Source organism: Lysinibacillus sp. NPDC093712, assembly GCF_050280025.1.
Classification (GTDB): domain Bacteria; phylum Bacillota; class Bacilli; order Bacillales_A; family Planococcaceae; genus Lysinibacillus.
Genome location: NZ_JBNNUU010000001.1, coordinates 653,829 through 673,905 on the forward strand (window position 1 = coordinate 653,829; position 20,077 = coordinate 673,905).

At 36.2% G+C, this 20,077-nt stretch carries 19 protein-coding genes and 1 pseudogene; 16 read left to right on the top strand and 4 right to left on the bottom strand.

Annotated features, from left to right (window positions below; all coding sequences use genetic code 11):
- Positions 1–96: 96 nt before the first annotated feature.
- The 10 genes and pseudogenes from ACQKNX_RS03335 (at position 97) to opp4C (ending at position 10,938) form a co-directional block, all read left to right on the top strand.
- Positions 97–1,824, top strand: coding sequence for an amidohydrolase family protein (locus ACQKNX_RS03335; protein WP_427427560.1), 1,728 nt, complete (start codon positions 97–99; stop codon positions 1,822–1,824).
- Between the two features lie 183 nt (positions 1,825–2,007).
- Positions 2,008–2,706: a YczE/YyaS/YitT family protein gene (locus ACQKNX_RS03340; protein WP_427427561.1), complete on the top strand. Its 699-nt coding sequence runs from the start codon at positions 2,008–2,010 to the stop codon at positions 2,704–2,706.
- Positions 2,707–2,975: 269 nt separating this feature from the next.
- A pseudogene (locus ACQKNX_RS03345) lies at positions 2,976–3,179 on the top strand (acetyl-CoA C-acyltransferase); the annotation flags it as partial.
- Between the two features lie 714 nt (positions 3,180–3,893).
- The gene (locus ACQKNX_RS03350) at positions 3,894–4,751 is read left to right on the top strand and encodes an alpha/beta fold hydrolase (protein WP_427427562.1); all 858 of its coding nucleotides are present in this window, start codon (positions 3,894–3,896) and stop codon (positions 4,749–4,751) included.
- Between the two features lie 6 nt (positions 4,752–4,757).
- The gene (locus ACQKNX_RS03355) at positions 4,758–5,534 is read left to right on the top strand and encodes a DUF1684 domain-containing protein (RefSeq protein ID WP_427427563.1); all 777 of its coding nucleotides are present in this window, start codon (positions 4,758–4,760) and stop codon (positions 5,532–5,534) included.
- 35 nt (positions 5,535–5,569) lie between these two features.
- On the top strand, positions 5,570–7,186 hold the full coding sequence (locus tag ACQKNX_RS03360) for an ABC transporter substrate-binding protein (RefSeq protein ID WP_427427564.1): 1,617 nt from the start codon (positions 5,570–5,572) through the stop codon (positions 7,184–7,186).
- A 23-nt stretch (positions 7,187–7,209) separates the two neighbouring features.
- Positions 7,210–8,199 (top strand): ABC transporter ATP-binding protein, encoded by a 990-nt coding sequence (locus tag ACQKNX_RS03365; RefSeq protein ID WP_427427565.1) that lies wholly within the window; start codon positions 7,210–7,212, stop codon positions 8,197–8,199.
- Entirely contained in the window at positions 8,196–9,050 is an 855-nt protein-coding gene (locus ACQKNX_RS03370) for an ABC transporter ATP-binding protein (protein ID WP_427427566.1), read from the top strand. The genes ACQKNX_RS03365 and ACQKNX_RS03370 overlap by 4 nt, the downstream gene beginning before the upstream one ends.
- Positions 9,044–10,018, top strand: a complete 975-nt coding sequence (locus ACQKNX_RS03375) for an ABC transporter permease (protein ID WP_427427567.1) — start codon at positions 9,044–9,046, stop codon at positions 10,016–10,018. Before ACQKNX_RS03370 ends, ACQKNX_RS03375 begins: the two co-directional genes overlap by 7 nt.
- On the top strand, positions 10,015–10,938 hold the full coding sequence (gene opp4C / locus ACQKNX_RS03380; RefSeq protein ID WP_427427568.1) for an oligopeptide ABC transporter permease: 924 nt from the start codon (positions 10,015–10,017) through the stop codon (positions 10,936–10,938). The genes ACQKNX_RS03375 and opp4C overlap by 4 nt, the downstream gene beginning before the upstream one ends.
- Before the next feature lie 137 nt (positions 10,939–11,075).
- Here opp4C and ACQKNX_RS03385 read toward each other — a convergent pair whose 3' ends face one another.
- Positions 11,076–12,257, bottom strand: coding sequence for a M20 metallopeptidase family protein (locus ACQKNX_RS03385; protein ID WP_427427569.1), 1,182 nt, complete (start codon positions 12,255–12,257; stop codon positions 11,076–11,078).
- 178 nt (positions 12,258–12,435) lie between these two features.
- Here ACQKNX_RS03385 and ACQKNX_RS03390 point away from each other — a divergent pair, with 178 nt between their 5' ends.
- Positions 12,436–12,735: a cupin domain-containing protein gene (locus ACQKNX_RS03390; RefSeq protein WP_427427570.1), complete on the top strand. Its 300-nt coding sequence runs from the start codon at positions 12,436–12,438 to the stop codon at positions 12,733–12,735.
- 341 nt (positions 12,736–13,076) lie between these two features.
- Here the strand turns inward: ACQKNX_RS03390 and ACQKNX_RS03395 are convergent, their stop codons facing one another.
- Genes ACQKNX_RS03395 through ACQKNX_RS03405 form a run of 3 tightly spaced genes read right to left on the bottom strand, consistent with a single transcriptional unit; the run spans position 13,077 to position 14,415 of the window.
- Positions 13,077–13,604: a hypothetical protein gene (locus ACQKNX_RS03395; RefSeq protein WP_427427571.1), complete on the bottom strand. Its 528-nt coding sequence runs from the start codon at positions 13,602–13,604 to the stop codon at positions 13,077–13,079.
- A 38-nt stretch (positions 13,605–13,642) separates the two neighbouring features.
- Positions 13,643–14,113: a hypothetical protein gene (locus tag ACQKNX_RS03400; protein WP_427427572.1), complete on the bottom strand. Its 471-nt coding sequence runs from the start codon at positions 14,111–14,113 to the stop codon at positions 13,643–13,645.
- Positions 14,107–14,415 carry a hypothetical protein gene (locus tag ACQKNX_RS03405; protein WP_427427573.1) on the bottom strand — a complete coding sequence of 103 codons (309 nt, stop codon included), beginning with the start codon at positions 14,413–14,415 and terminating at the stop codon, positions 14,107–14,109. The genes ACQKNX_RS03400 and ACQKNX_RS03405 overlap by 7 nt, the downstream gene beginning before the upstream one ends.
- 465 nt (positions 14,416–14,880) lie before the next feature.
- On the opposite strand from ACQKNX_RS03405, the gene ACQKNX_RS03410 reads away from it, so the two are divergent.
- The 5 genes from ACQKNX_RS03410 to ACQKNX_RS03430 all read left to right on the top strand — a co-directional run bounded on the left by ACQKNX_RS03410 (position 14,881) and on the right by ACQKNX_RS03430 (position 19,919).
- Entirely contained in the window at positions 14,881–15,039 is a 159-nt protein-coding gene (locus ACQKNX_RS03410) for a hypothetical protein (RefSeq protein WP_427427574.1), read from the top strand.
- A 163-nt stretch (positions 15,040–15,202) separates the two neighbouring features.
- Positions 15,203–15,496 carry a hypothetical protein gene (locus ACQKNX_RS03415; protein WP_427427575.1) on the top strand — a complete coding sequence of 98 codons (294 nt, stop codon included), beginning with the start codon at positions 15,203–15,205 and terminating at the stop codon, positions 15,494–15,496.
- Positions 15,497–15,746: 250 nt separating this feature from the next.
- The gene (locus ACQKNX_RS03420; protein ID WP_427427576.1) at positions 15,747–16,160 is read left to right on the top strand and encodes a MarR family winged helix-turn-helix transcriptional regulator; all 414 of its coding nucleotides are present in this window, start codon (positions 15,747–15,749) and stop codon (positions 16,158–16,160) included.
- Between the two features lie 155 nt (positions 16,161–16,315).
- Positions 16,316–18,079: an ABC transporter ATP-binding protein gene (locus tag ACQKNX_RS03425; RefSeq protein ID WP_427427577.1), complete on the top strand. Its 1,764-nt coding sequence runs from the start codon at positions 16,316–16,318 to the stop codon at positions 18,077–18,079.
- A complete protein-coding gene (locus tag ACQKNX_RS03430) occupies positions 18,072–19,919 on the top strand; it encodes an ABC transporter ATP-binding protein (RefSeq protein WP_427427578.1) in 1,848 nt (615 codons plus the stop codon). The genes ACQKNX_RS03425 and ACQKNX_RS03430 overlap by 8 nt, the downstream gene beginning before the upstream one ends.
- Positions 19,920–20,077: the final 158 nt, after the last annotated feature.

Sequence of the window (20,077 nt, forward strand, 5' to 3'; positions counted from 1 at the left end):
ATTAGTTAATCGTTTAACTAATAAGTTATTTTAGATAAGTTAAGAGCACTGCTCTTCTTATAAAACATCAATATATAACGAAGGGGAGAACGAACTATGAAACAAAATGAAACAAATCATCTTGAGAAAGTACGGGATATTTACGAGATTTTAAACGGTAGAAAGGAAGCAGATTTGCTTATTAAAAATGTACATATTTTGGATGTACATGGGGAAACGGTCTATCAAGGGTCTTTGCTAATCTATGATAAGCGTATTGTAGCTCTAAATCCCGATGAATCAATCGCTAAAGTAAGAGATGTATTTGATGGACAAGGGCTATACGCTATTCCGGGATTAATAGATGCACATTTGCATTTTGAATCTCAGCTGGCTCATCCAGTAGCCTTGGGCGAAGCAATGGTTCCTAATGGAACAACGACGATATTTGCTGAAACTTTAGACCTTCTAAGTGCAGCTGGTGAGGATGGGGTCAGAGCGGCTCAAGGTCTATTCCGTGATTATGAAAAATTGCCCTACAGATTATATGCATTTGCCCCTGGGAAGAAAGTAGCGGCATCGGTAACGGAGGAAGTCTTAAATATGGAGCCGGTAATCGGGCTAGGTGAATTTGAACATTTTACCTATAGTAAGGGGGATGAGGATGACTTTCTGAAGGCTTCATGGGTAAGAGAAAAAGGGGGATTTATGAACGGGCATTGGGGCTTGACTGCTCTTCCAGATATGATTTTAAATTATTTACCTGCTATTGGTACATCCAATAATCATGATGTTTGGAATGGGGACGATATTGAGAAAAGCATTCGTTACGGTTTTCCAACCCAAATTAAGTTTGGTGTAGGGAGCAGTGAAGTAATAAAAACATTGCTTCGTTCCATTGTAGACCGTAAATTTCCAACAGATAATTTTATGTTATGTACGGATAATATCTCAATTGAAAGGTTACGTAAGATGGGGCATATGGATTGGATTATCTCCCTATGTACGGAGATGGGGATTAGCCCGATTAAAGCTATAAAAATGGCAACATTAAATACAGCTAAATCCTACCATATGGAAGATCAAATAGGTTCTTTAACACCTGGACGATTTGCTGATATTGTCTTGACGGACAGCCTCTCAAAAATAAATCCTCTTTACGTATTTAAAGATGGTGAATTGATTGCACAAGACAAAAAATTATTAAAGAAAATTGAGATTGACTACTCTTCCATGTGTACGAAGGGTGTACAAGGTTTAGAGGACTTAACACCGGCTGAGTTAGACATTGCACCTTTTGAAGTTTCCGAAGATGGGACAAAAGCAAAAGTCTATTTATTTGATGTATATGGGCGAGGTCATGAAAAGTTTTACCAAGAAATTTGGGTGTCAATAGTAAATGGCAAAATTGTTCCGGATTATCAAGGTGAAAAATTAAGCCGCCTGTCTGTTATCCAGCGTTATGCAGATGGAAAACGCCATGTCGTTAATGGATTATTTAAAGGAGTCTATGTTGAACATGGTGCAGTAGCAACTTTCTGGTCAGCGCCATCACCGTATTTCGTTGTAGTTGGACAGGAAAGCGAAGAGATGTGCTTCTGTGCAAAAGAAGTTGATAAATATTCTGGTGCATGTATTGTATCAGATGATAAAGCGATTAAGAGTGTGATGCCTCTTGAAATTTTTGGCGCTATGGCGAATATGACTGTCGATGAATTAACCAATAGTGCTGACGCCATTGATGCAGCTTTAGAAGAAATGGGTAACCGCAATGAAGGGGAGCCGGTAGTGAATAAACTTTTAAGTCTGTTTATTTCTCTGCATCGTTTCCGCATCATGAAATAAGACTCAATAAATCCTGTCCATATTACTTACACCGTATTTATGCTTTTTAGAGAAACATTTTAATAATACCTGAGCGGTGAGAAAACTATTTTTTACTAAGAGGCACTAATGCTAAATGTTCCACTCAAGATTTAAATGATTGGCAATACTATAAAATTTCACAAGGGGTAAGGGAGGATTTTTATGCAAAATGAAAGCGTTTTAAAATCCGATAAAAACAGTTTAATTAAAAGATGGATTGTATATATCATTGGAATATATATATTGTCAATTGGTGTTAGTTTAGCAATAACAGCGGGGATTGGCATTTCACCTCAAAGTGCCTTTCAAAGAGTTTTTGTTGTGCATTTTGATTGGTTAACACAGGGAAAGGCAAATTTCATTTTAGAGTGTATCATGTTAGTGCTGGCATTTTTAGTCTACAGAAAGGGTTTTAAGTTATACCATATTATGGGTCTTGTTGCTTCGGCGATATTTGCTGTTTTTTTAGATTTCAATCTATCTCTTACATTTACTTATCTAAATCTTCCTGAGTATTGGACGAAATTTTTAACACTTGTTATTGGAGATGCATTTTTAGCTTTTGGTGTATTCCTTATGCTTCAATCTAAAGTTGTGCTAATGCCCATTGATAATTTCGTTAATGCTGTTCAACTAAGGACCGGGTTTAAATGGGGGAATGTTAAAACGTGTTTTGACTTGACGTTACTTGCTTTAGCATTAATCTTCGGACTGATTTTAGCTGGTAAAATTATGTTTATTCGAGAAGGTACGGTTTTAAACGCCATACTTGTCGGGCAATATATTAAACTATTTACTTACATGTACAAAAGAAATAAGGTGAAAAAAGGATTTGAAGTTACACAACCGATAGCAAAATAATTAACATAAACTAACTCCCCAAAACAGCTCAATTTTGAGGAGTTTTTTATTGTGTTCAACTCGCATTGCAAAAAAATTAGTAATGCAAGTGCACGTAGCAAAGTATAACTATTAATTCAAGAACTAGTGTATTCCAAATTATGAGTTTCATCTTCTTGCCAGTCTCTGCTTTTTTACTTTATAAGCTAGTTTCGTAAGCTTGTTATAAGTTGTTTTATTAGTGGCCTCCCTAAATCCTCCAATTTAGCATTATCTAACTGCAAACCCTGAAGGTGTTAGGAATTGAGCAAGAAATAGTGAATGTCAATGGGGGAGCAGTAGCACTTGGGCATCCAGTCGGGGCAAGTGGAGCACGTATTACTTACTCGCTTGCATTAGAAATGCAAAAACGAGGTGTTAGATACGGCGTAGCAAGCTTATGCATTGGTGGCGGACAAGGCATAGCTATTTTACTAGAAAATCCAACAGTGTAGTAGGGCAATTTAATTTAATACGGTTTGACGGGTTCTGACATCAAAAAACTTATAGTGCGTATTACATAGAAGGAAAAAGATTTTTTTATATAGGAAAGTTTGCTTAAAAATCATCTTATCTCTTAGAATGCTAAGAGATAGCAAAATACCATGCAGAACAAGCAGGGATTGAAAAAGGAATCCAAAAAGGAATGCAAGAATTTATAAAAATCATTGCAAGACAGATGGTAGCAAAAGGAAATATGGAGTTAACAAGTTTAACGTTAGAAGAAATTCAAATGTTAAGACAAGATGTAGAATGATAGATAGATAGAATAAGCTCAAATAACTTACTAGTTATATGAGCTTTTTTATATTTTTTGAAATTCTTCATGCTATGCAGTTAAATTATTTTATCTTTAGATAATGTCTTTTTATCGCATTTTTTATTGAATCATAATAATTTTGTCTTCCGAGGATATCCATGTTAATAACCATCGAATTGTTACCAACGAGTGTAATACTAATTCTACCTAAGTGAAAAACATGTTATTTGAGCATATTCAGCAGTTATTTATGAAAAAATAACTATAAATTTTTTCACTTTTACTCTATTATTTGTAATAGTATTTCTCTTGTTAAAAAAACTTGACTAAACAAATAGGAATTAAGATAATAACAAAGTAGTTTTAATAATTATATAAATAAAATTTATTTGATAAAGAGGAGAAAATAATGTTTGCTGCGATAAATGGAACGAAAATTTATTTTGACGTAGAAGGTTCAGGGTATATTCCGGTAGGACCAAAAATGGTGAAAAAACCAGTACTTATTGCCGTACATGGTGGACCAGGTAGTGATCACTCTGATTTCAAGCCTTGGTTAACGCCACTATCAGAATTTTATCAGATAGTTTATTTAGATCAAAGATGCAACGGTCAATCAGAGCGTGTAGATGTAATGACAGCAACATTTGATCAGTTAGCAGATGATATCGAAGCGTTACGCAATTATTTAGGCTTAGAAAAAGTTGCTGTGCTAGGCCATTCTTTTGGTGGGATGATTGCCCAAGTATTTGCTACGCGCTATCCGCAATCAGTGAGTAAGCTCTTATTAATTAATACTGCACCAAGCTATGAATTCTATAAGGAAGCTAAAGAGTTTGCACAACGAATTGGGACGGAAAAACAAATTCAAACTATTCCTGAGTTATTTGAAGGAAACATCCGTGACGACGATCATTTAATTCAATGGTGGGATATTTGTTGGGACTTATACTGGTACAACTATCAGGAAGAACTAGGTGGCGATACAGGAAGTCGTCCGATCGGTTCCTTAGAAATTACAAACTATACGTTCAAACATTTAATGCCACAATACGATGTACGCTCACAAATTGCCAACCTTGAAGTGCCTACATTGATCGTAGCGGGTCGTCACGATTGGATTACACCGTTAACACAGTCAGAAGTAATGCATTCATTAATTAAAAATTCGCAATTAACTGTATTTGAAGAGAGTGGGCATATGCCATTTATCGAAGAGCATGAAGATTTCTTAAACCTAGTACGTGAATTTTTATTAAAGGACTGATTCAAGATGCATACCACATTACAAGCCTGGCATAAACAACGTCATTTAGAAGTAACGGGAGCACAAGGTGATTTACGTTTAATCGCAATGCATGAGTTAACGAGTGAAACAACAGTTAAACAAATTGCTGGAAGCTGGAAGCCGACAAACCGATCTGTACCAGGTCTTACCTTAACGGCATTAGCTGAAGACCAATTATTTATAAACGGTGTGCTAGTAGAAGGTATTTTAGAGATTATTGCGGATGAAACGATCATTCAAACTACTAACGGCATTTCTGCAATGGCCACAAGTCAGCCAGGCTCTATGCATTTACTAGCCATTTTTGATGAAAACAGCTCTGCACTTCAAACGTTTAGTCATATTGATTCGTACGAATTGGACGAACAAGCGATTTATAAAGGAAAGCTTATAAAAGATGATGTGATGATTGAATTTTCTCACACGGGAGATGACAATCGTGCAGCGCGTAGTCACGAATCAATAGGTGTCATTGAAGTGGAAATTGGCGGAGCGCAATATACATTACGACCATTTCAATCTGGACTATACTCAATTATTATTTTCCGAGATGCAACAAGTGGTAACGAAACTTACGGTATGGGTCGTATGTTAATCATCGAACTATTAAACGATGATACGGTGATTCTTGATTTTAATAAAGCATTTTTACCGCCATGCGCATTTTCATCTTCATTTAACTGTCCGATGCCTCCTATGAGCAATCGAATTCAAAGTAAAGTGCAGGCGGGCGAAAAGCAAATCATTTCATCATATTTATAATGAAGCACCTAAATTAGAGAAATAGGAGAAAAGCAATGTTCAAAAACTCAAAAAAGGTTATGTTAGCGTTAGTCACAATGGCAGTACTAGTTGTTTTAGCAGCGTGTGGTAACGATGAATCTTCTTCTTCAACTAAAGGGAAGAGCAGCGAAAAAAATGTTATTAATATCGGTGTAACGTACCCAGCTAGCAACATTAATCCGTTACAACCTAATGGATTAGTATCTACTTATGTTTCAAATCTATTATTTTTACCATTAGTTGATTTAGATTCAAAATTAAACTATCAGCCAATGCTAGCTGATGCTATTACAACAGAAGATAATCAAACATTTACTATTAACTTAAATAAAGAAGCAAAATGGACGGATGGCACAGACATTACAACGGATGATGTAGTCTATACATTAGAATTAATGGCAAACCCTGTTGTGGCGTCAAACTATGCTTACATGTTTGCAATTATTGATGGCTTAGATGATAGCGGTTACTTACCACAAGGATCCACTTCTATTTCAGGCGTTACAAAAGTAGACGAAGATACAGTTCAAATTAAAACAAAAAAACCAACGACTTTATCTATCTTCCAAGATACAGTAGGTCGTTATTTATTAACATTACCGAAGGCACAGCTTGAAGCAATTGCAGTTGAAGAGCTAAATGCTAGTGATTTCATGCAAAACCCAACAGTAACTTCTGGTCCATTTATCATTTCAAAAATGGATCGTGCGCATTTTGTAGAAATGGTACCAAATAAAGATTACTTCAAAGGTGCTTCTACATTAGATCAATTAAACTTTAAAGTATTACAAGGGAATCAAATTGCTGCTCAATTAAAGAGCGGTGAAATTGATATGAATATCCCTTCAGCAGGTGTTATTCCGGTTTCAGATTATGCAAATGTGCAAGGTTTAGATACATTAAACACGGCTTATGGAGAGCCATTAGCTACACAATATATGTATATTAATGAAAACGTAGTTCCAGATGTGAAGCAACGTCAAGCGATTTCATATGCTATGAACCGTCAATTAATTATTGATAATTTATTAAAAGGTGCTGGTGAAGTAACGGATGGCTTCTTCCCAAGCAATAGCCCATACTTAAATGATGCTATTAAACCTGTTAAGTATGACCTAGAAAAAGCAAAACAATTATTAGCTGAGTCTAGATGGGATTCAAGCAAAAAGTTGAAATTAGCTGTATTATCAGGTGATGCAACGTTAGAGCAAGCTGCAAACATCATCGTAGAAAACCTACGTGAGGCAGGTATTACAGCTGAAATCCAAATGATGGATTTCGGTACAATTATCGATGAAATCGTAAGCCAGAAGTATGATTTAGCGATTTTAACAGTATCCATTACACCAATTAATCCACTTCCGGATATTGCTTACTTCTTAGGAGAAGGTAATCCAAACGCGTATAGCAATAAACGTGTCAATGAAATTTTAGCTGCATTAGCGACTGAAGTAGATGAAGTGAAAATTAAATCGTTATACGGTGAATTACAAGAAATAACACAACAAGAAGTACCAATGCCATCAATTTATGCTACAACAGCATTAGGCGCAGTCAATAAACGAGTTCAAGGCGCTACACCAAGCGACTTCGGTATGTTCATTAACGTAAACGAGTGGACTGTTAAATAAAGAGAGAGATAGGACGTGTTTTAATGGAGAGTTTGCTAAGCGTAAAACAGCTGAAAACGGCATTCGAAACTGAATATGGAAAAGTAGTCAGTGTCGACGATGTTAGCTTTGATGTAAAAAAAGGTGAAACATTGGGGATTGTAGGTGAGTCGGGAAGCGGTAAAAGCGTAACAGCACTCTCTATTTTGCGTCTATTAGGGAAACGCGGTTCAATTGAGCAAGGTGAAATTACATTAGAAGATAAAAACTTAACAGCTCTTTCTAATAAGGCATTTCAATCATTACGAGGGAAAGAAATTTCAATGATTTTTCAAGAGCCAATGACCGCGTTAAATCCTGTTTTTACAATTGGCCATCAGCTAGTAGAGGCCATTTTACTCCATACAGATGTCGATAAAAAGGAAGCAAAAGCAATTGCTCAAAATATGTTAGATAAAGTTGGTATACCTAATGCTAAACGTGTGATGAAGCAATTCCCATTCTCTTTATCAGGTGGAATGCGACAACGTGTCATGATTGCAATAGCTTTAGTGTGTAAACCAAAGTTATTAATTGCGGACGAACCGACAACGGCACTTGATGTAACGGTACAAGCACAAATCATGCGCTTAATGAATGAATTGTGTTATGAGCTGCAAACGTCTGTTTTACTTATTACACATGATTTAGGTGTCGTTGCAGAAATGGCAGATCGTGTCATCGTTATGTATGCAGGGCAAGTTGTCGAAGAAGCAGATGTTTTTACGTTGTTTGAACGACCATTACATCCATATACAATGGGCCTAATGGATTCAATTCCATCAATGGATTTTGACGGAAAACAATTAAAGGCAATTCCAGGTACGATACCAGGACGTTACCAAAATATTGTTGGCTGTCGTTTTGCAAACCGCTGCGCTTTTGCAACAGAGCATTGTAAAAAACAGCAACCACCATTAATTGAAGTTGAAAAAGGGCATAAAACGAGATGTTTTGAATGGCAAAAGGTCGCACAAGGAGGAGAGCAGCAATGAAAAAGGAAACAGAGCAAAACCACTCTCCGTTACTTGTATTAGAAGATGTTAAAACGTACTATCCGTTTAAAACGGGCTTTATGAATTTAAAAACCGATTATGTGAAAGCAGTAGATGGCGTTTCATTCGAAATTTATGAAGGGGAAACAGTTGGGCTCGTAGGAGAATCTGGCTGTGGGAAATCAACGTTAGGGCGCACGATTATCGGTCTAGAACCGAAAACAGGGGGCCGTATTCTATTTAATGGTCAACCAATGGATTATCGAACAGACCGCGTTAGCTTAAGTCAACAAATCCAAATCGTTTTCCAAGATCCATATTCTTCTTTAAATCCAAGACAAACTATCGGATCATTACTTGCAGAACCGCTACGCGTACATAAAATAGTCCCGACGAATGAGATAGCCCAGGAAGTAGACCGCTTACTTGCGCTAGTGGGGCTACCGACGACTGCAAAAGAGCGTTACCCACACGAGTTTTCGGGTGGTCAACGCCAACGTGTCGGCATTGCTCGTGCGTTATCATTACGACCAAGATTATTAATTTGTGATGAGCCTGTATCGGCATTAGATGTATCGATTCAAGCGCAAATCTTAAACTTGTTTAAACAGCTTCAACATGAATTAGGGTTAACATACTTATTCATTGCGCACGGTTTAGGTGCAATGAAATATATTAGTGATCGTATTGCAGTAATGTATGCGGGCAAAATTGTGGAGATGGGTAAAACAGAACAAATTTTCTTAAATCCTCAACATGATTATACAAAAAAATTATTAAATGCTTATCCGAAGCCAGATCCGACAAAACGAAGTATTATTCGCCGTGAAAAGGGGACAGATGCATGCTAGGATATATTTTAAGACGATTATTAATCGCCGTCCCCGTTTTATTTGGTGTATCGGTTATTAACTTTATTATTATGCGAATGGCACCGGGTAATCCTGTCGATATGCTCGTGAGCCCTAAGTTACCAGAGGCCGCAAGACAGGCTAAAATGATAGAATTAGGACTAAATGATCCAGCCTACATTCAATATTGGAATTGGTTAAAAAACTTAGTGTTGCATGGCGATTTAGGCTATTCAATGATTACGTACGAGCCTGTAACCGAGTTAATTGCGAGCCGAATGGGTCCGACAATTATTTTAATGGGAACAGCGTTAATATTAGGGTTAATTATTGCGATTCCAATTGGTATTTATAGTGCGACGAAGCAATATTCGAAACTTGATTATACATTTGTAACGGGTTCATTTTTAGGAGTTTCCATTCCAAACTTCTTCTTAGCTCTATTATTAGTATATATTTTCTCAATTCAATTAAACTGGTTACCTTCAGGCGGTATGAAAGAATTAGGTTCTGAAGGAAGCTTCGGATCACTTTTATGGCATATGATTTTACCAGTGACAGTGCTTGTCGCAAGCGTTGCTGGGCGAAACATCCGTTATGTGCGTTCGGGCATGCTTGAAATTATGGGACAAGACTTTTTACGTACAGCTCGTGCAAAAGGAGTAAAAGAATTTTTCGTTGTGAATAAACATGCGATGCGAAATGCTTTAATTCCAATTGTAACAATTATCGGATTAGAGATTTCGATTTTATTTGGTGGAGCAGTTGTAATTGAGCAAATTTTCTCCTGGCCAGGTATTGGTCAGCTTACGCTTTCTTCCATTATGAGCCGTGATTACTCTACCATTATGGGATTAAACTTAGTAGCTGCATTCGTTGTTATTGCTTCAAATATTTTAACGGATATTGTATACGCATTTGTCGACCCACGTATTCGCAAAAGCTATGTAGGGGGTGGCAAACGATGAGTTTATTTAAACGGTATTTTAATAAAAAACAATATGATACAGAACACACGGTCACTTGGAGTGAAGAATTTGCTGTAGCTAATACGAGGGGCCTATTTTGGAGAAGATTCAAAAAGCATAAATTAGCTGTGATTGGACTATGGTTTTTAGCGATTGTAACGATTGCGGCCATTTTTGCACCGTTTATTGCACCGTTTGATCCAGCTGAAATTACAAGTGAATTTAGTGCACCACCTTCATGGCAGCATTTGCTAGGTACAGATCAAGTAGGACGAGACGTGTTTAGTCGCGTCATTTATGCAGCACGTGTTTCGTTAGCTGTAGGTATTGGTGCGGTGGCAATTTCGGCGATTATTGGTACTGTATTAGGGTTGATTTCTGGTTATTTTGGCGGCATTATAGATGGGATTATTATGCGTATTACAGATATGTTTATGTCATTTCCATATATTTTGTTTATTTTAGTTGTAGCTAGTATTGTAGGACCAGGGTTAACGAATATCATTCTTATTTTAGGGGTGTTAGGCTGGCCAGGTATAGCACGACTTGTGCGCGGAAATGTTTTAGCGATTAAGCAATCGGACTATGTGAAAGCAAGTATTGCTTTAGGATATAGGACGCCACGTATTTTGTTTAAGCATATTTTACCTAATACCATTGCACCAATTTTGATTTTCGCTACTTCTGGTGTTGCAGGGGCAATATTAGATGAAGCAGCATTAAGCTTTTTAGGTTTAGGTGTACAGCCACCAGATGCAAGCTGGGGGAATATGCTTTCAAATGCCCAATCGATTTCGATTTTAACGGATCAACCGTGGCTTTGGATTCCACCGGGTATTTTAATATTATGTACAGTTTTATCAATTAACTATATTGGGGATGCATTGCGAGACGCGCTTGACCCACACAATTCAAAGTAGCAAAAGGAGCAGATTCGAAGAAGGCATTATTTTTCAAATTTGGCTTTTTTTGATTTTAGATCATACGCTAGCAATTGAAATTATACGAAAGACAAAAATGGATTTGGAAAATTACACGTTTTCCAAATCCGTTTTATTTATTCGACTTTACCGTAATAATCAATAATTTTTAAGAAAATTGTTGCAATGTTTAGCAATGCACGCTCATCAAAATCAAATTTCGGATGGTGGTGAGGGAATTGTGTATTTGCATGATCATTGGCAGAGCCAACGTGAATAAAGTTTCCTGGTACATGTTGTAAGTAATAGGCAAAATCTTCGGCACCCAAGACTGCAGTTTTAATTTCGAAAGCTTCTTCTGTGAATTGTTCTTTAATTAATTGTTCAACAATAACAGACTCCTTTTCTGTATTAATTAAAACAGGATAGCCTTTTAAATAATCGATTTCATAGTCAACATAATTTGAAACTTTTAAGCCATCTAAAATAGCGAAAATTTCTTTTTCAATTTGATTACGTACATTTTGATTTAATGTACGAACAGTACCTTCTAATGTAGCAGTGTCTGCAATAACATTAAAGGCATTTCCTGCGTGTAAACTACCAACTGTTACAACTGCTGCCTCAGTTGGATTTACTCGGCGGCTAACGATTTGCTGGAAATTTTGAATAAGCTGAGTCGCTGCAATGATTGAATCCTTCGTCGTATGTGGGTAAGCTCCATGTCCACCTTTACCGAATAATTTAATCGTAAAGGCATCAACAGAGGCCATAATAGGACCAGCAGCAGTCGAAAGTTTTCCTAAAGGTAAATCGGAAGCTAAATGTGCTCCAAATACATAATCAACACCATCAAGTGCGCCATCCTCAATCATAAATTTTGCTCCCCCTGGTGGTTTTTCTTCTGCAGGTTGGAAAATTAAACGGATAGAGCCTGTTAATTGATCTTTATTTTGATGTACAATTTTTGCAAATGCAAGTAGTGCAGCAGTATGTCCATCATGACCACAAGCGTGCATAACGCCAGGTACTGTCGATTTATAGGGCACGTCTTTTTCATCATTGATTGGCAGGGCATCGAAATCGGCACGGAACGCGAGTGTTTTTCCAGGTAAAGCGCCATCGATGCTAGCGACGATGCCATTTTTGCCAACGCGTTCGCGGAATGGGATACCATATGTTTTTAATGTATTTGCAATAAAATGGGATGTTTTTTCTTCCTCGAATGATAATTCAGGGTGCATATGCATATAACGACGATTTGCTACAATTTCATCGAAAAGTGTATGTAATTGTTCTACTTGATTTTGAAAACTCACAAGATCACCTCTATCTAAATGTATGAAAATGATAATACGTTGATTAAACCAAGTTGTCAAGTATGATATAGGTCGTTTAAAAGGGTAGGGCGATTGCTCTCTAGGGAATGACTAGTGGGAATGGTATTACACGTAAGCCCATCACCGCGAGCTCCTAAGTGCCGAAGAGGCGGATGAGTTGGGCGTAAGTGTCAGCACGGTTTTAAGAGAACGCATCGAGGTAGGCGGAGCCGTATTACCCCATTATCACGACGTAGCTGAAGTAATTCATATTACGAAAGGTAAAGTAAAACTCCTGCAAAATGGCGAATGGAAAAGCTATAAAGAAGGTGACACGTTCCTAGTTCCCAAAGGGGTCGTTCACTCCGTTGCCAATGACGATGTCGAACCTACTAAGCAAGTAAGCATCTTCATTCCCGTTCATGAAGGAATCCATAACGAAAATTTCGCGTCACATATGGTAGATGCAGAAAATTAAGTCGATCAATACGATAAAGAGCAATTCGTATTAATAGTTCGGTTGCTCTTTTATCGTATTGTGATGTTCATGGCTATTTCTAATTACAAAAGATGAAAACGAACAGTGATCGCTAATTTGAAAGATTATGTAGGATTAATGACGAGTTTGGAGAACTTAATATGAAATCTGTAAAAATGGCTTCTAGCGGTAACTACACTGGTGACATTGAGAAGGTACTTCTTGTAATCTATTGAATTGTAAGAATTTTCATGCAGATTTATTCAGAGAAACTGGTAATCTTAGTTATTATTTTCTAAAAGTAAAGGCCCTTTAGGTAGTTGAAGATATTGGCAGATATTCTAATGAACTTGCTTATTATCCTCATTGTAAAGCGTTAAATCATCTAGCATCGTGTCAGTTAACTTTCGAGGAATAGTTTCGAGTGTGATATATAAATTACCAATGTTTTCGTTAATAAGTGTAACCTCAAATAAATGATTAGTATTGCCTTCTTTTACAACTATATAATCGATTTTCTCATGATAGTTGCCACTTAAAAGAATATAGTTACCACGATTAGTATGAATGATATTGATATTCTTTTCTAAAATATTCGTTTTTACAAATATAATTTTTAATTTTTTATTAAAATAATTCTCTTTGAAAACGGCATATCCCATGTTATTACCATACTCAAAAATAACAATCTTTGAATTTGATTGTGAGATGACATACTCTTTAATCGATGAAATCTCTTCCTCTAAATGTTGTTGAATACTAGCAGTTATTGCACTGACGTTTGATGGAATAGTATAAGTTCTTTGAACGATAAAAAATATAGTAAATAATAGAAGGATAGAAATAATTATTATGATGTAATCTTTCACATTACATCCTCCTTTTATTGTATTTTTATCAGAATTTTTCAATTAGAGCTATACAAGAAATCAAAAGTTACGATAATACTATTCTTAATTGTGTCAGTAATTGTTCTATTAATATTCACTAAAAGACCAACTACCTCATCTGTTAAAAAGAAATTTTTAGTAAACAAATAAGTGTCCAGATTAGAATTTTGAATTTTAAAAGATTGAACAGACGATATAAAATCCTCAAATACTTCTGTATTAATTAGGTGCTGATTATAAACCGAATATATCATTGTGTTTTTATCTATATAAATATTTTGATTTAAAGGATCTAAAAAATAGTTAGAATCATTTAAACAAAAGTAATACAAACAATTTTGAATTAATACTAAATTATCGATTTCCCACTGACAAGAAACGCTGTTGTAATAAAATGGAACATTGGTTAATTTATCCTCTTCTAAATATTTCATTTCTAGCTTTTTAACAAAAGGAGATAGATTAACTTGAAATTTTCTATTTACCATGCGCCTCTCTCTTGTCCTAAGCGATATACGAAATTTGTACCAAAAGAAATTGCAGCACCTACCCCAGTTGTTTTAGCAGCAGTTGATATAGCAGCTTTAATAACAGATTGTTTTGCTTGTGAAGCACCTACTCCGACAGCAGCTTTATGTGCATTTCCTTTGTTCGTATTATAGGCTTCAACACCGACTTTATAACCATCCTTAGCACCTGTTATAGCAGCACCTACAGTAAAAACTGGCCAAATTTGATCACTTACCGTTTTTTTAAAAGCATTATTGATACTAGTTGACCAACTTGCCATAAACATCACTCCTATAAAAATAATATCTAATATTTGTACTTATAATAAACAGGGAAAATAAAATTTCTAATAGATACCTGTAGATTTTTTAATTAGGAGATATTTCTTCTGAAGTCAGACAATTTCATATACCTTTCAACATAAAATTATTAGGATTTTTATTAATATAAGTATTTCTTCAACATTGAAATAATATAATTTTCCCGATAATTATATGTACATATTTAATTATAAAAAAAAGTATAAAAATTTAAAATTCAGAATATAAAATGTTCAAAAAAATTTAAAAAATATGGGCTTTAAATTATTGATTAACTAATAAGAGAAATGCGATATGAAGAAGTTAGAGTGAAATACTTTTGAAATGATTTGTGTTGGATATATTAATCACGGACTTTAGAAAATACCTGGAATATACGTAATAATTGCAAAGACTTAAAAAATTGGACTGATTACGCTATTACTTTGGAAGAAGGGAAGTTTGATTTCTCTTTTATAGCTGATGCAATTGAAGATAACAATAAAGTATTGGAGGAATTAGCGATGAAAGACATACGCTTACATGAAGTATTTCAAGGGTGGAAAGTACTTAATCATGATACAGAATCTATTATTGTATATTAATCACGTCAAAATTGCACAATTGAGTAGCTTGCAAGTATTTTTGAATAAGACAAACACTTTCTGCAGTAATCTTATAAGTAATGATTAGGCAAAAGATTTGGATTAATTAATGCTTAATGCTTTAGAAAAATGCAATACGAGAAGTGAGTGAAGGAGTGAAAATATGTTAAACAGAAAATTGCTTGCGGCTTTTGTAACAGCGGTCGTATGTTACTTTATCGTACCTATTTTCTTTAACGATTTTAAGAACTCTTATTTCGCAATCGGGCTTGGTGTAAGTATAATTCCAGTTCCAATACTATTCACTTTTGGCATTTTGGCTTCCATCGTGATTGAATTACGAACGAAACATATTTTCTTTGCTTATATAGAACATTTTGCTTGTGGATTAATTTGTGTTTGTGTGCTTTTACTGATAACAGAATGGGATATAGAATTATTTTTATTTACACATTGATGTCATTTGTTTATGTTAGCGTTTTCTTTATTAGTGATAATCTGATTAAACGTAATCTATGAAGATATCTATAAAGTATTGTAATCTTTAAAGCTTGGAAGAATGGAGTCGAGATTTAGCAGTAAGGAATTTGCTCCCCCATGTAAGAGGACGACAAAAAAATCCCCATAAACAAACCTCTTGGCGGGCCTTCTTCTTGACATTCCTTCATGCACAGATTATTATCTTATAGCGTAAGGTAAATTGGGAGGTGTTCATCATAGACTATAAAAAGTTAGCAGAGGATTTATTTGAATTTATGGCGAGATGTCCTAAAATACCGATGCAAGAACCGCAGGAATTTACGCGAGGGGAAATGGGTATTCTTGTTTATTTACATTTTTATAGTGACAGAGTTACCTCTGGAGATTTAAGCGAAAGTTTATCTGTTAGTACTGGCAGGGTGGCAACAGCCCTAAAAGGTCTCGAAAAAAAAGGATTCATTATACGCCAAACAGATTTATCAGATAAACGCAGGGTGAATGTATTGATTACGGAAACAGGAAGAAAACTGGTGCTTGAAAAACATCGACATGGAATTGAAAGAATGATGAAGGCACTTCAGAAGCTAGATGAGGAAGAGGCAATTGAATTTGTACGCCTTGTAAAAAAGGTCATGACCTAAATATAAATGCAATGGAGCTCCAGTGGAACTCCATCTATTTTTCTTGAATTCCTTACACTATAAGATAAATAAAATGAAAGCATAGTAAGTTATGTTTCAACAGCCATCAAAGTAAAATTCGGGCCGCAAGTGACTCGATTAAAAGGGGAGAAATTATGTTAAAAATCTTCAAATATTTAAAAAGGAATGAATGGCTACTCGTACTAGTTAGTATTGCCTTCATCGTCACGCAAGTATGGCTTGATTTAAAGCTGCCAGATTATATGGCTGAAATTACGACATTGATCCAAACAAAAGGAACGGGTACTTCGGAGCTGTTGGTTCCAGGTATTTATATGTTGCTATGTGCAATTGGGAGTATGATAGCTGCCATTATCGTTGGTTTTTTTGCTGCAAAAGTTGCAGCTGGATTGTCAATGCGCCTTCGTGGCATGGTATTTAATAAAACATTATCATTTTCGATGGAGGAAATTAATGGATTTTCAATAGCCAGTTTAATTACACGTTCAACAAATGATATTACTCAAATTCAACTTATTGTAGCGATGGGTCTGCAGTTAGTCATTAAAGCTCCTATTTTAGCTGTTTGGGCAGTTATTAAAATTTCAGGGAAAAGTTGGGAGTGGACTGCGGCAACAGGTGGGGCTGTTGGAGCCTTAATTATTATGCTTGTGACTGTTATTATTTTCGTCATGCCAAAATTTCAAAGCATCCAACGCTTGACTGATAATTTGAATCGTGTCACTCGGGAAAATTTAACTGGGCTTCGTGTTGTTCGTGCCTACAATTCTGAAAAATATCAAGAAGGAAAATTTGAAAAGGCCAATGATGACTTAACGAAAACGAATCTTTTTGCCAATCGATTATTAGCCATTTTTAGTCCAGGAATGACTTTTATTATGTCGGGTTTAAGTGTATCCATCTATTGGATTGGTGCTCACTTAATTAATGGAGCAGAATTACCTGATCGCATTAGCGTTTTTTCTAATATGGTAGTTTTCTCATCTTACGCCGTACAGGTAGTCATGGCGTTTATGATGGTTAGTATGATCTTTATTATGATGCCTCGTGCCGCGGTATCTGCTAAACGAGTGCTGGAAGTATTAGAAACAGAGTCAAAAATTATTGATGGAAATATAACAGAAGGTCAAAGTGGCATTGTCGGAGAAGTAGAATTCCGAAATGTAAGCTTTAAATATCCTGATGCTGAGGCACCGATTTTGCAGAATATAACTTTTAAAGCCCAAAAAGGGGAAACGGTTGCTTTCATAGGCTCAACTGGAAGCGGAAAAACAAGTGTGATCAACTTAATTCCCCGATTCTATGATGTTACTGATGGGGACGTGCTGATCGATGGTGTCAATGTAAAAAACTATACACAAGAAGCTCTTCATAACAAAATTGGATATGTACCGCAGCGCGCAATTTTATTTAGCGGTACGATAGCATCTAACGTAGGATATGGCGATAATGGCAAAAAGAAATCTGCGGACGATATGATTAAACATGCGGTTGAGATTGCCCAAGGTAAGGAATTTGTTGAAAAAATGGAAGGACAATATGAAGGACATATTTCGCAGGGGGGCGGGAACGTATCAGGTGGACAAAAGCAAAGACTGTCAATTGCACGTGCCATTTATCGCCAACCGGAAATCTATATATTCGATGATTCCTTTTCAGCTCTTGACTATAAAACCGATCACACCTTACGCTCGGCACTTAAAAAAGGTACGAATGATGCCACTACCCTAATTGTAGCGCAGAGAATTGGCACAATTAAAAACGCGGACCGAATCATTGTGCTGGAAGAAGGAAAAGTAGTCGGAAATGGTACTCATGAGGAATTACTTGAAAACTGTAAGACCTATCAGGAAATCGCTTATTCACAGCTTTCGAAGGAGGAACTAGCACATGACTAAACAAGAATACACCATTGGGGAGCATAATCAAAAGTCTCAGCCTTCACGTGGACCTGGACCTGGACGACATGGGATGGGGCCAGGTGAAAAAGCGAATAATTTTGGACCAACGATGAAAAAGCTTGTGGCATACTGCAGTAGCTATATGCCAGTAATCTTCATTGCCTTAGTGTTAGCATTTGTCGGCGCAGCCTTAAATGTCATTGGTCCGGATCAGTTAAGTAAAATTACTGACATCATTCAAAAAGGCATGATGACAGAAATTGATTTGGATGCTGTTAAAAGAGTCGGATTGATATTGGCGTTACTATATGGATCTGGCCTTTTATTTAACTACATCCAAGGGTTTATGATGGCAACAGTCACACAACGAATTACAAAAAAAATGCGCACTAATATTGCGTCGAAAATTAACAAAGTTCCTTTAAAGTATTTTGATAATACGAGCTACGGCAATGTCTTAAGCCGTGTAACAAACGACGTCGATACGATAGGTCAAACATTAAATAATAGCCTCGGAATGTTAGTCAGCTCTATTGCGACTTTTATTGGCGCAATTATTATGATGTTTTATACGAATTGGATTATGGCTATAACAGGTATTATCGCAACGATGATTGGGTTTATGTTAATGACAATGATTATGAAGCATTCACAAAAGTACTTTGTCGCTCAGCAAAAAGAACTCGGTCTTATCAACGGACAAATTGAAGAAATTTATGCAGGTCACAATGTGGTGAAGGTTTATAACGGTGAAAAAGATGCGAAAGAAGCTTTTCACGGCATTAATAAAAGACTTTACGAAAACGCATGGAAAGCCCAGTTTATGTCAGGCTTAATGATGCCTGTGATGCAGTTTATTGGGAATTTTGGCTATGTGGCCATCTGTGTAGTTGGTGCTGTACTTGTGACAAACGATATGATTAGTATCGGTACCATTGTTGCTTTTATGGTATATATTCGTCTGTTTACACAGCCACTTTCACAATTAGCGCAAGCAGCAACTAATTTACAATCAACTGCTGCTGCAAGTGAACGAATCTTTGAATTTTTAGCAGAAGAAGAATTAGAAGATGAAAGTGAAACAACGTTGAAAGTTCAAGATGTGAAAGGGGATGTGGAATTTAAAAATGTCCAATTTGGCTATAATGAAGATCGGATAATTATTAAAAACTTCAATGCAAAAGCAAAGGCAGGCCAAAAAATTGCGATTGTCGGTCCAACTGGTGCAGGTAAAACCACAATCGTCAATTTACTGATGCGATTCTACGATTTGAACAGTGGAGAAATCTGTATTGATGGCACACCAATAAATCAGTTAACACGTGAAAATGTCCATGATTTGTTCTGTATGGTGCTGCAGGATACATGGCTCTTCGAAGGAACGATTCGTGAAAACATTGTATTTTCAAAAGAAAACGTCACGGATCATGAAGTGGAGGCTGCTTGTAAAGCGGTGGGACTGCACCACTTTATTCAAACATTACCTCATGGATATAATACCGTGTTAAATGACAAAGCCAATCTGTCAGCGGGTCAAAAGCAATTAATTACCATTGCCCGCGCAATGATTGACAATGCGCCACTTTTGATTTTGGATGAAGCAACCAGCTCAGTTGATACTCGTACGGATTTATTGATTCAACAAGCAATGGACCGATTAACCGTTGGTAAAACATCCTTTGTGATTGCACATCGCTTGTCAACTATCAAGAATGCTGATTTAATTCTCGTAATGAAAGACGGCGATATTATTGAAACAGGTAATCATCAGGAACTATTAACAAAAGGCGACTTTTATGCAGACCTTTACAATAGTCAGTTTGAGGAAGTTTCTTGAACAATGAGCTAGAGCTTTTGCATACGTAATACATTCTTACCAATCACGAGTTAAATACATCATGATGAAGTGCCGACAATCGAAGATGCTAAATACTATACAGAACAAGCTGGGATTGAAAAAGACATTTAAAAAGGTATAAAAGCAATGCGAGAAAG

Coding starts and splice junctions, on each gene's coding strand:
- ACQKNX_RS03335 (WP_427427560.1), top strand. CDS start 97: ATGAAACAAAATGAAACAAATCATCTTGAGAAAGTACGGGATATTTAC.
- ACQKNX_RS03340 (WP_427427561.1), top strand. CDS start 2,008: ATGCAAAATGAAAGCGTTTTAAAATCCGATAAAAACAGTTTAATTAAA.
- ACQKNX_RS03350 (WP_427427562.1), top strand. CDS start 3,894: ATGTTTGCTGCGATAAATGGAACGAAAATTTATTTTGACGTAGAAGGT.
- ACQKNX_RS03355 (WP_427427563.1), top strand. CDS start 4,758: ATGCATACCACATTACAAGCCTGGCATAAACAACGTCATTTAGAAGTA.
- ACQKNX_RS03360 (WP_427427564.1), top strand. CDS start 5,570: ATGTTCAAAAACTCAAAAAAGGTTATGTTAGCGTTAGTCACAATGGCA.
- ACQKNX_RS03365 (WP_427427565.1), top strand. CDS start 7,210: ATGGAGAGTTTGCTAAGCGTAAAACAGCTGAAAACGGCATTCGAAACT.
- ACQKNX_RS03370 (WP_427427566.1), top strand. CDS start 8,196: ATGAAAAAGGAAACAGAGCAAAACCACTCTCCGTTACTTGTATTAGAA.
- ACQKNX_RS03375 (WP_427427567.1), top strand. CDS start 9,044: ATGCTAGGATATATTTTAAGACGATTATTAATCGCCGTCCCCGTTTTA.
- opp4C (WP_427427568.1), top strand. CDS start 10,015: ATGAGTTTATTTAAACGGTATTTTAATAAAAAACAATATGATACAGAA.
- ACQKNX_RS03400 (WP_427427572.1), bottom strand. CDS start 14,113: ATGGTAAATAGAAAATTTCAAGTTAATCTATCTCCTTTTGTTAAAAAG.
- ACQKNX_RS03405 (WP_427427573.1), bottom strand. CDS start 14,415: ATGGCAAGTTGGTCAACTAGTATCAATAATGCTTTTAAAAAAACGGTA.
- ACQKNX_RS03415 (WP_427427575.1), top strand. CDS start 15,203: ATGTTAAACAGAAAATTGCTTGCGGCTTTTGTAACAGCGGTCGTATGT.
- ACQKNX_RS03425 (WP_427427577.1), top strand. CDS start 16,316: ATGTTAAAAATCTTCAAATATTTAAAAAGGAATGAATGGCTACTCGTA.
- ACQKNX_RS03430 (WP_427427578.1), top strand. CDS start 18,072: ATGACTAAACAAGAATACACCATTGGGGAGCATAATCAAAAGTCTCAG.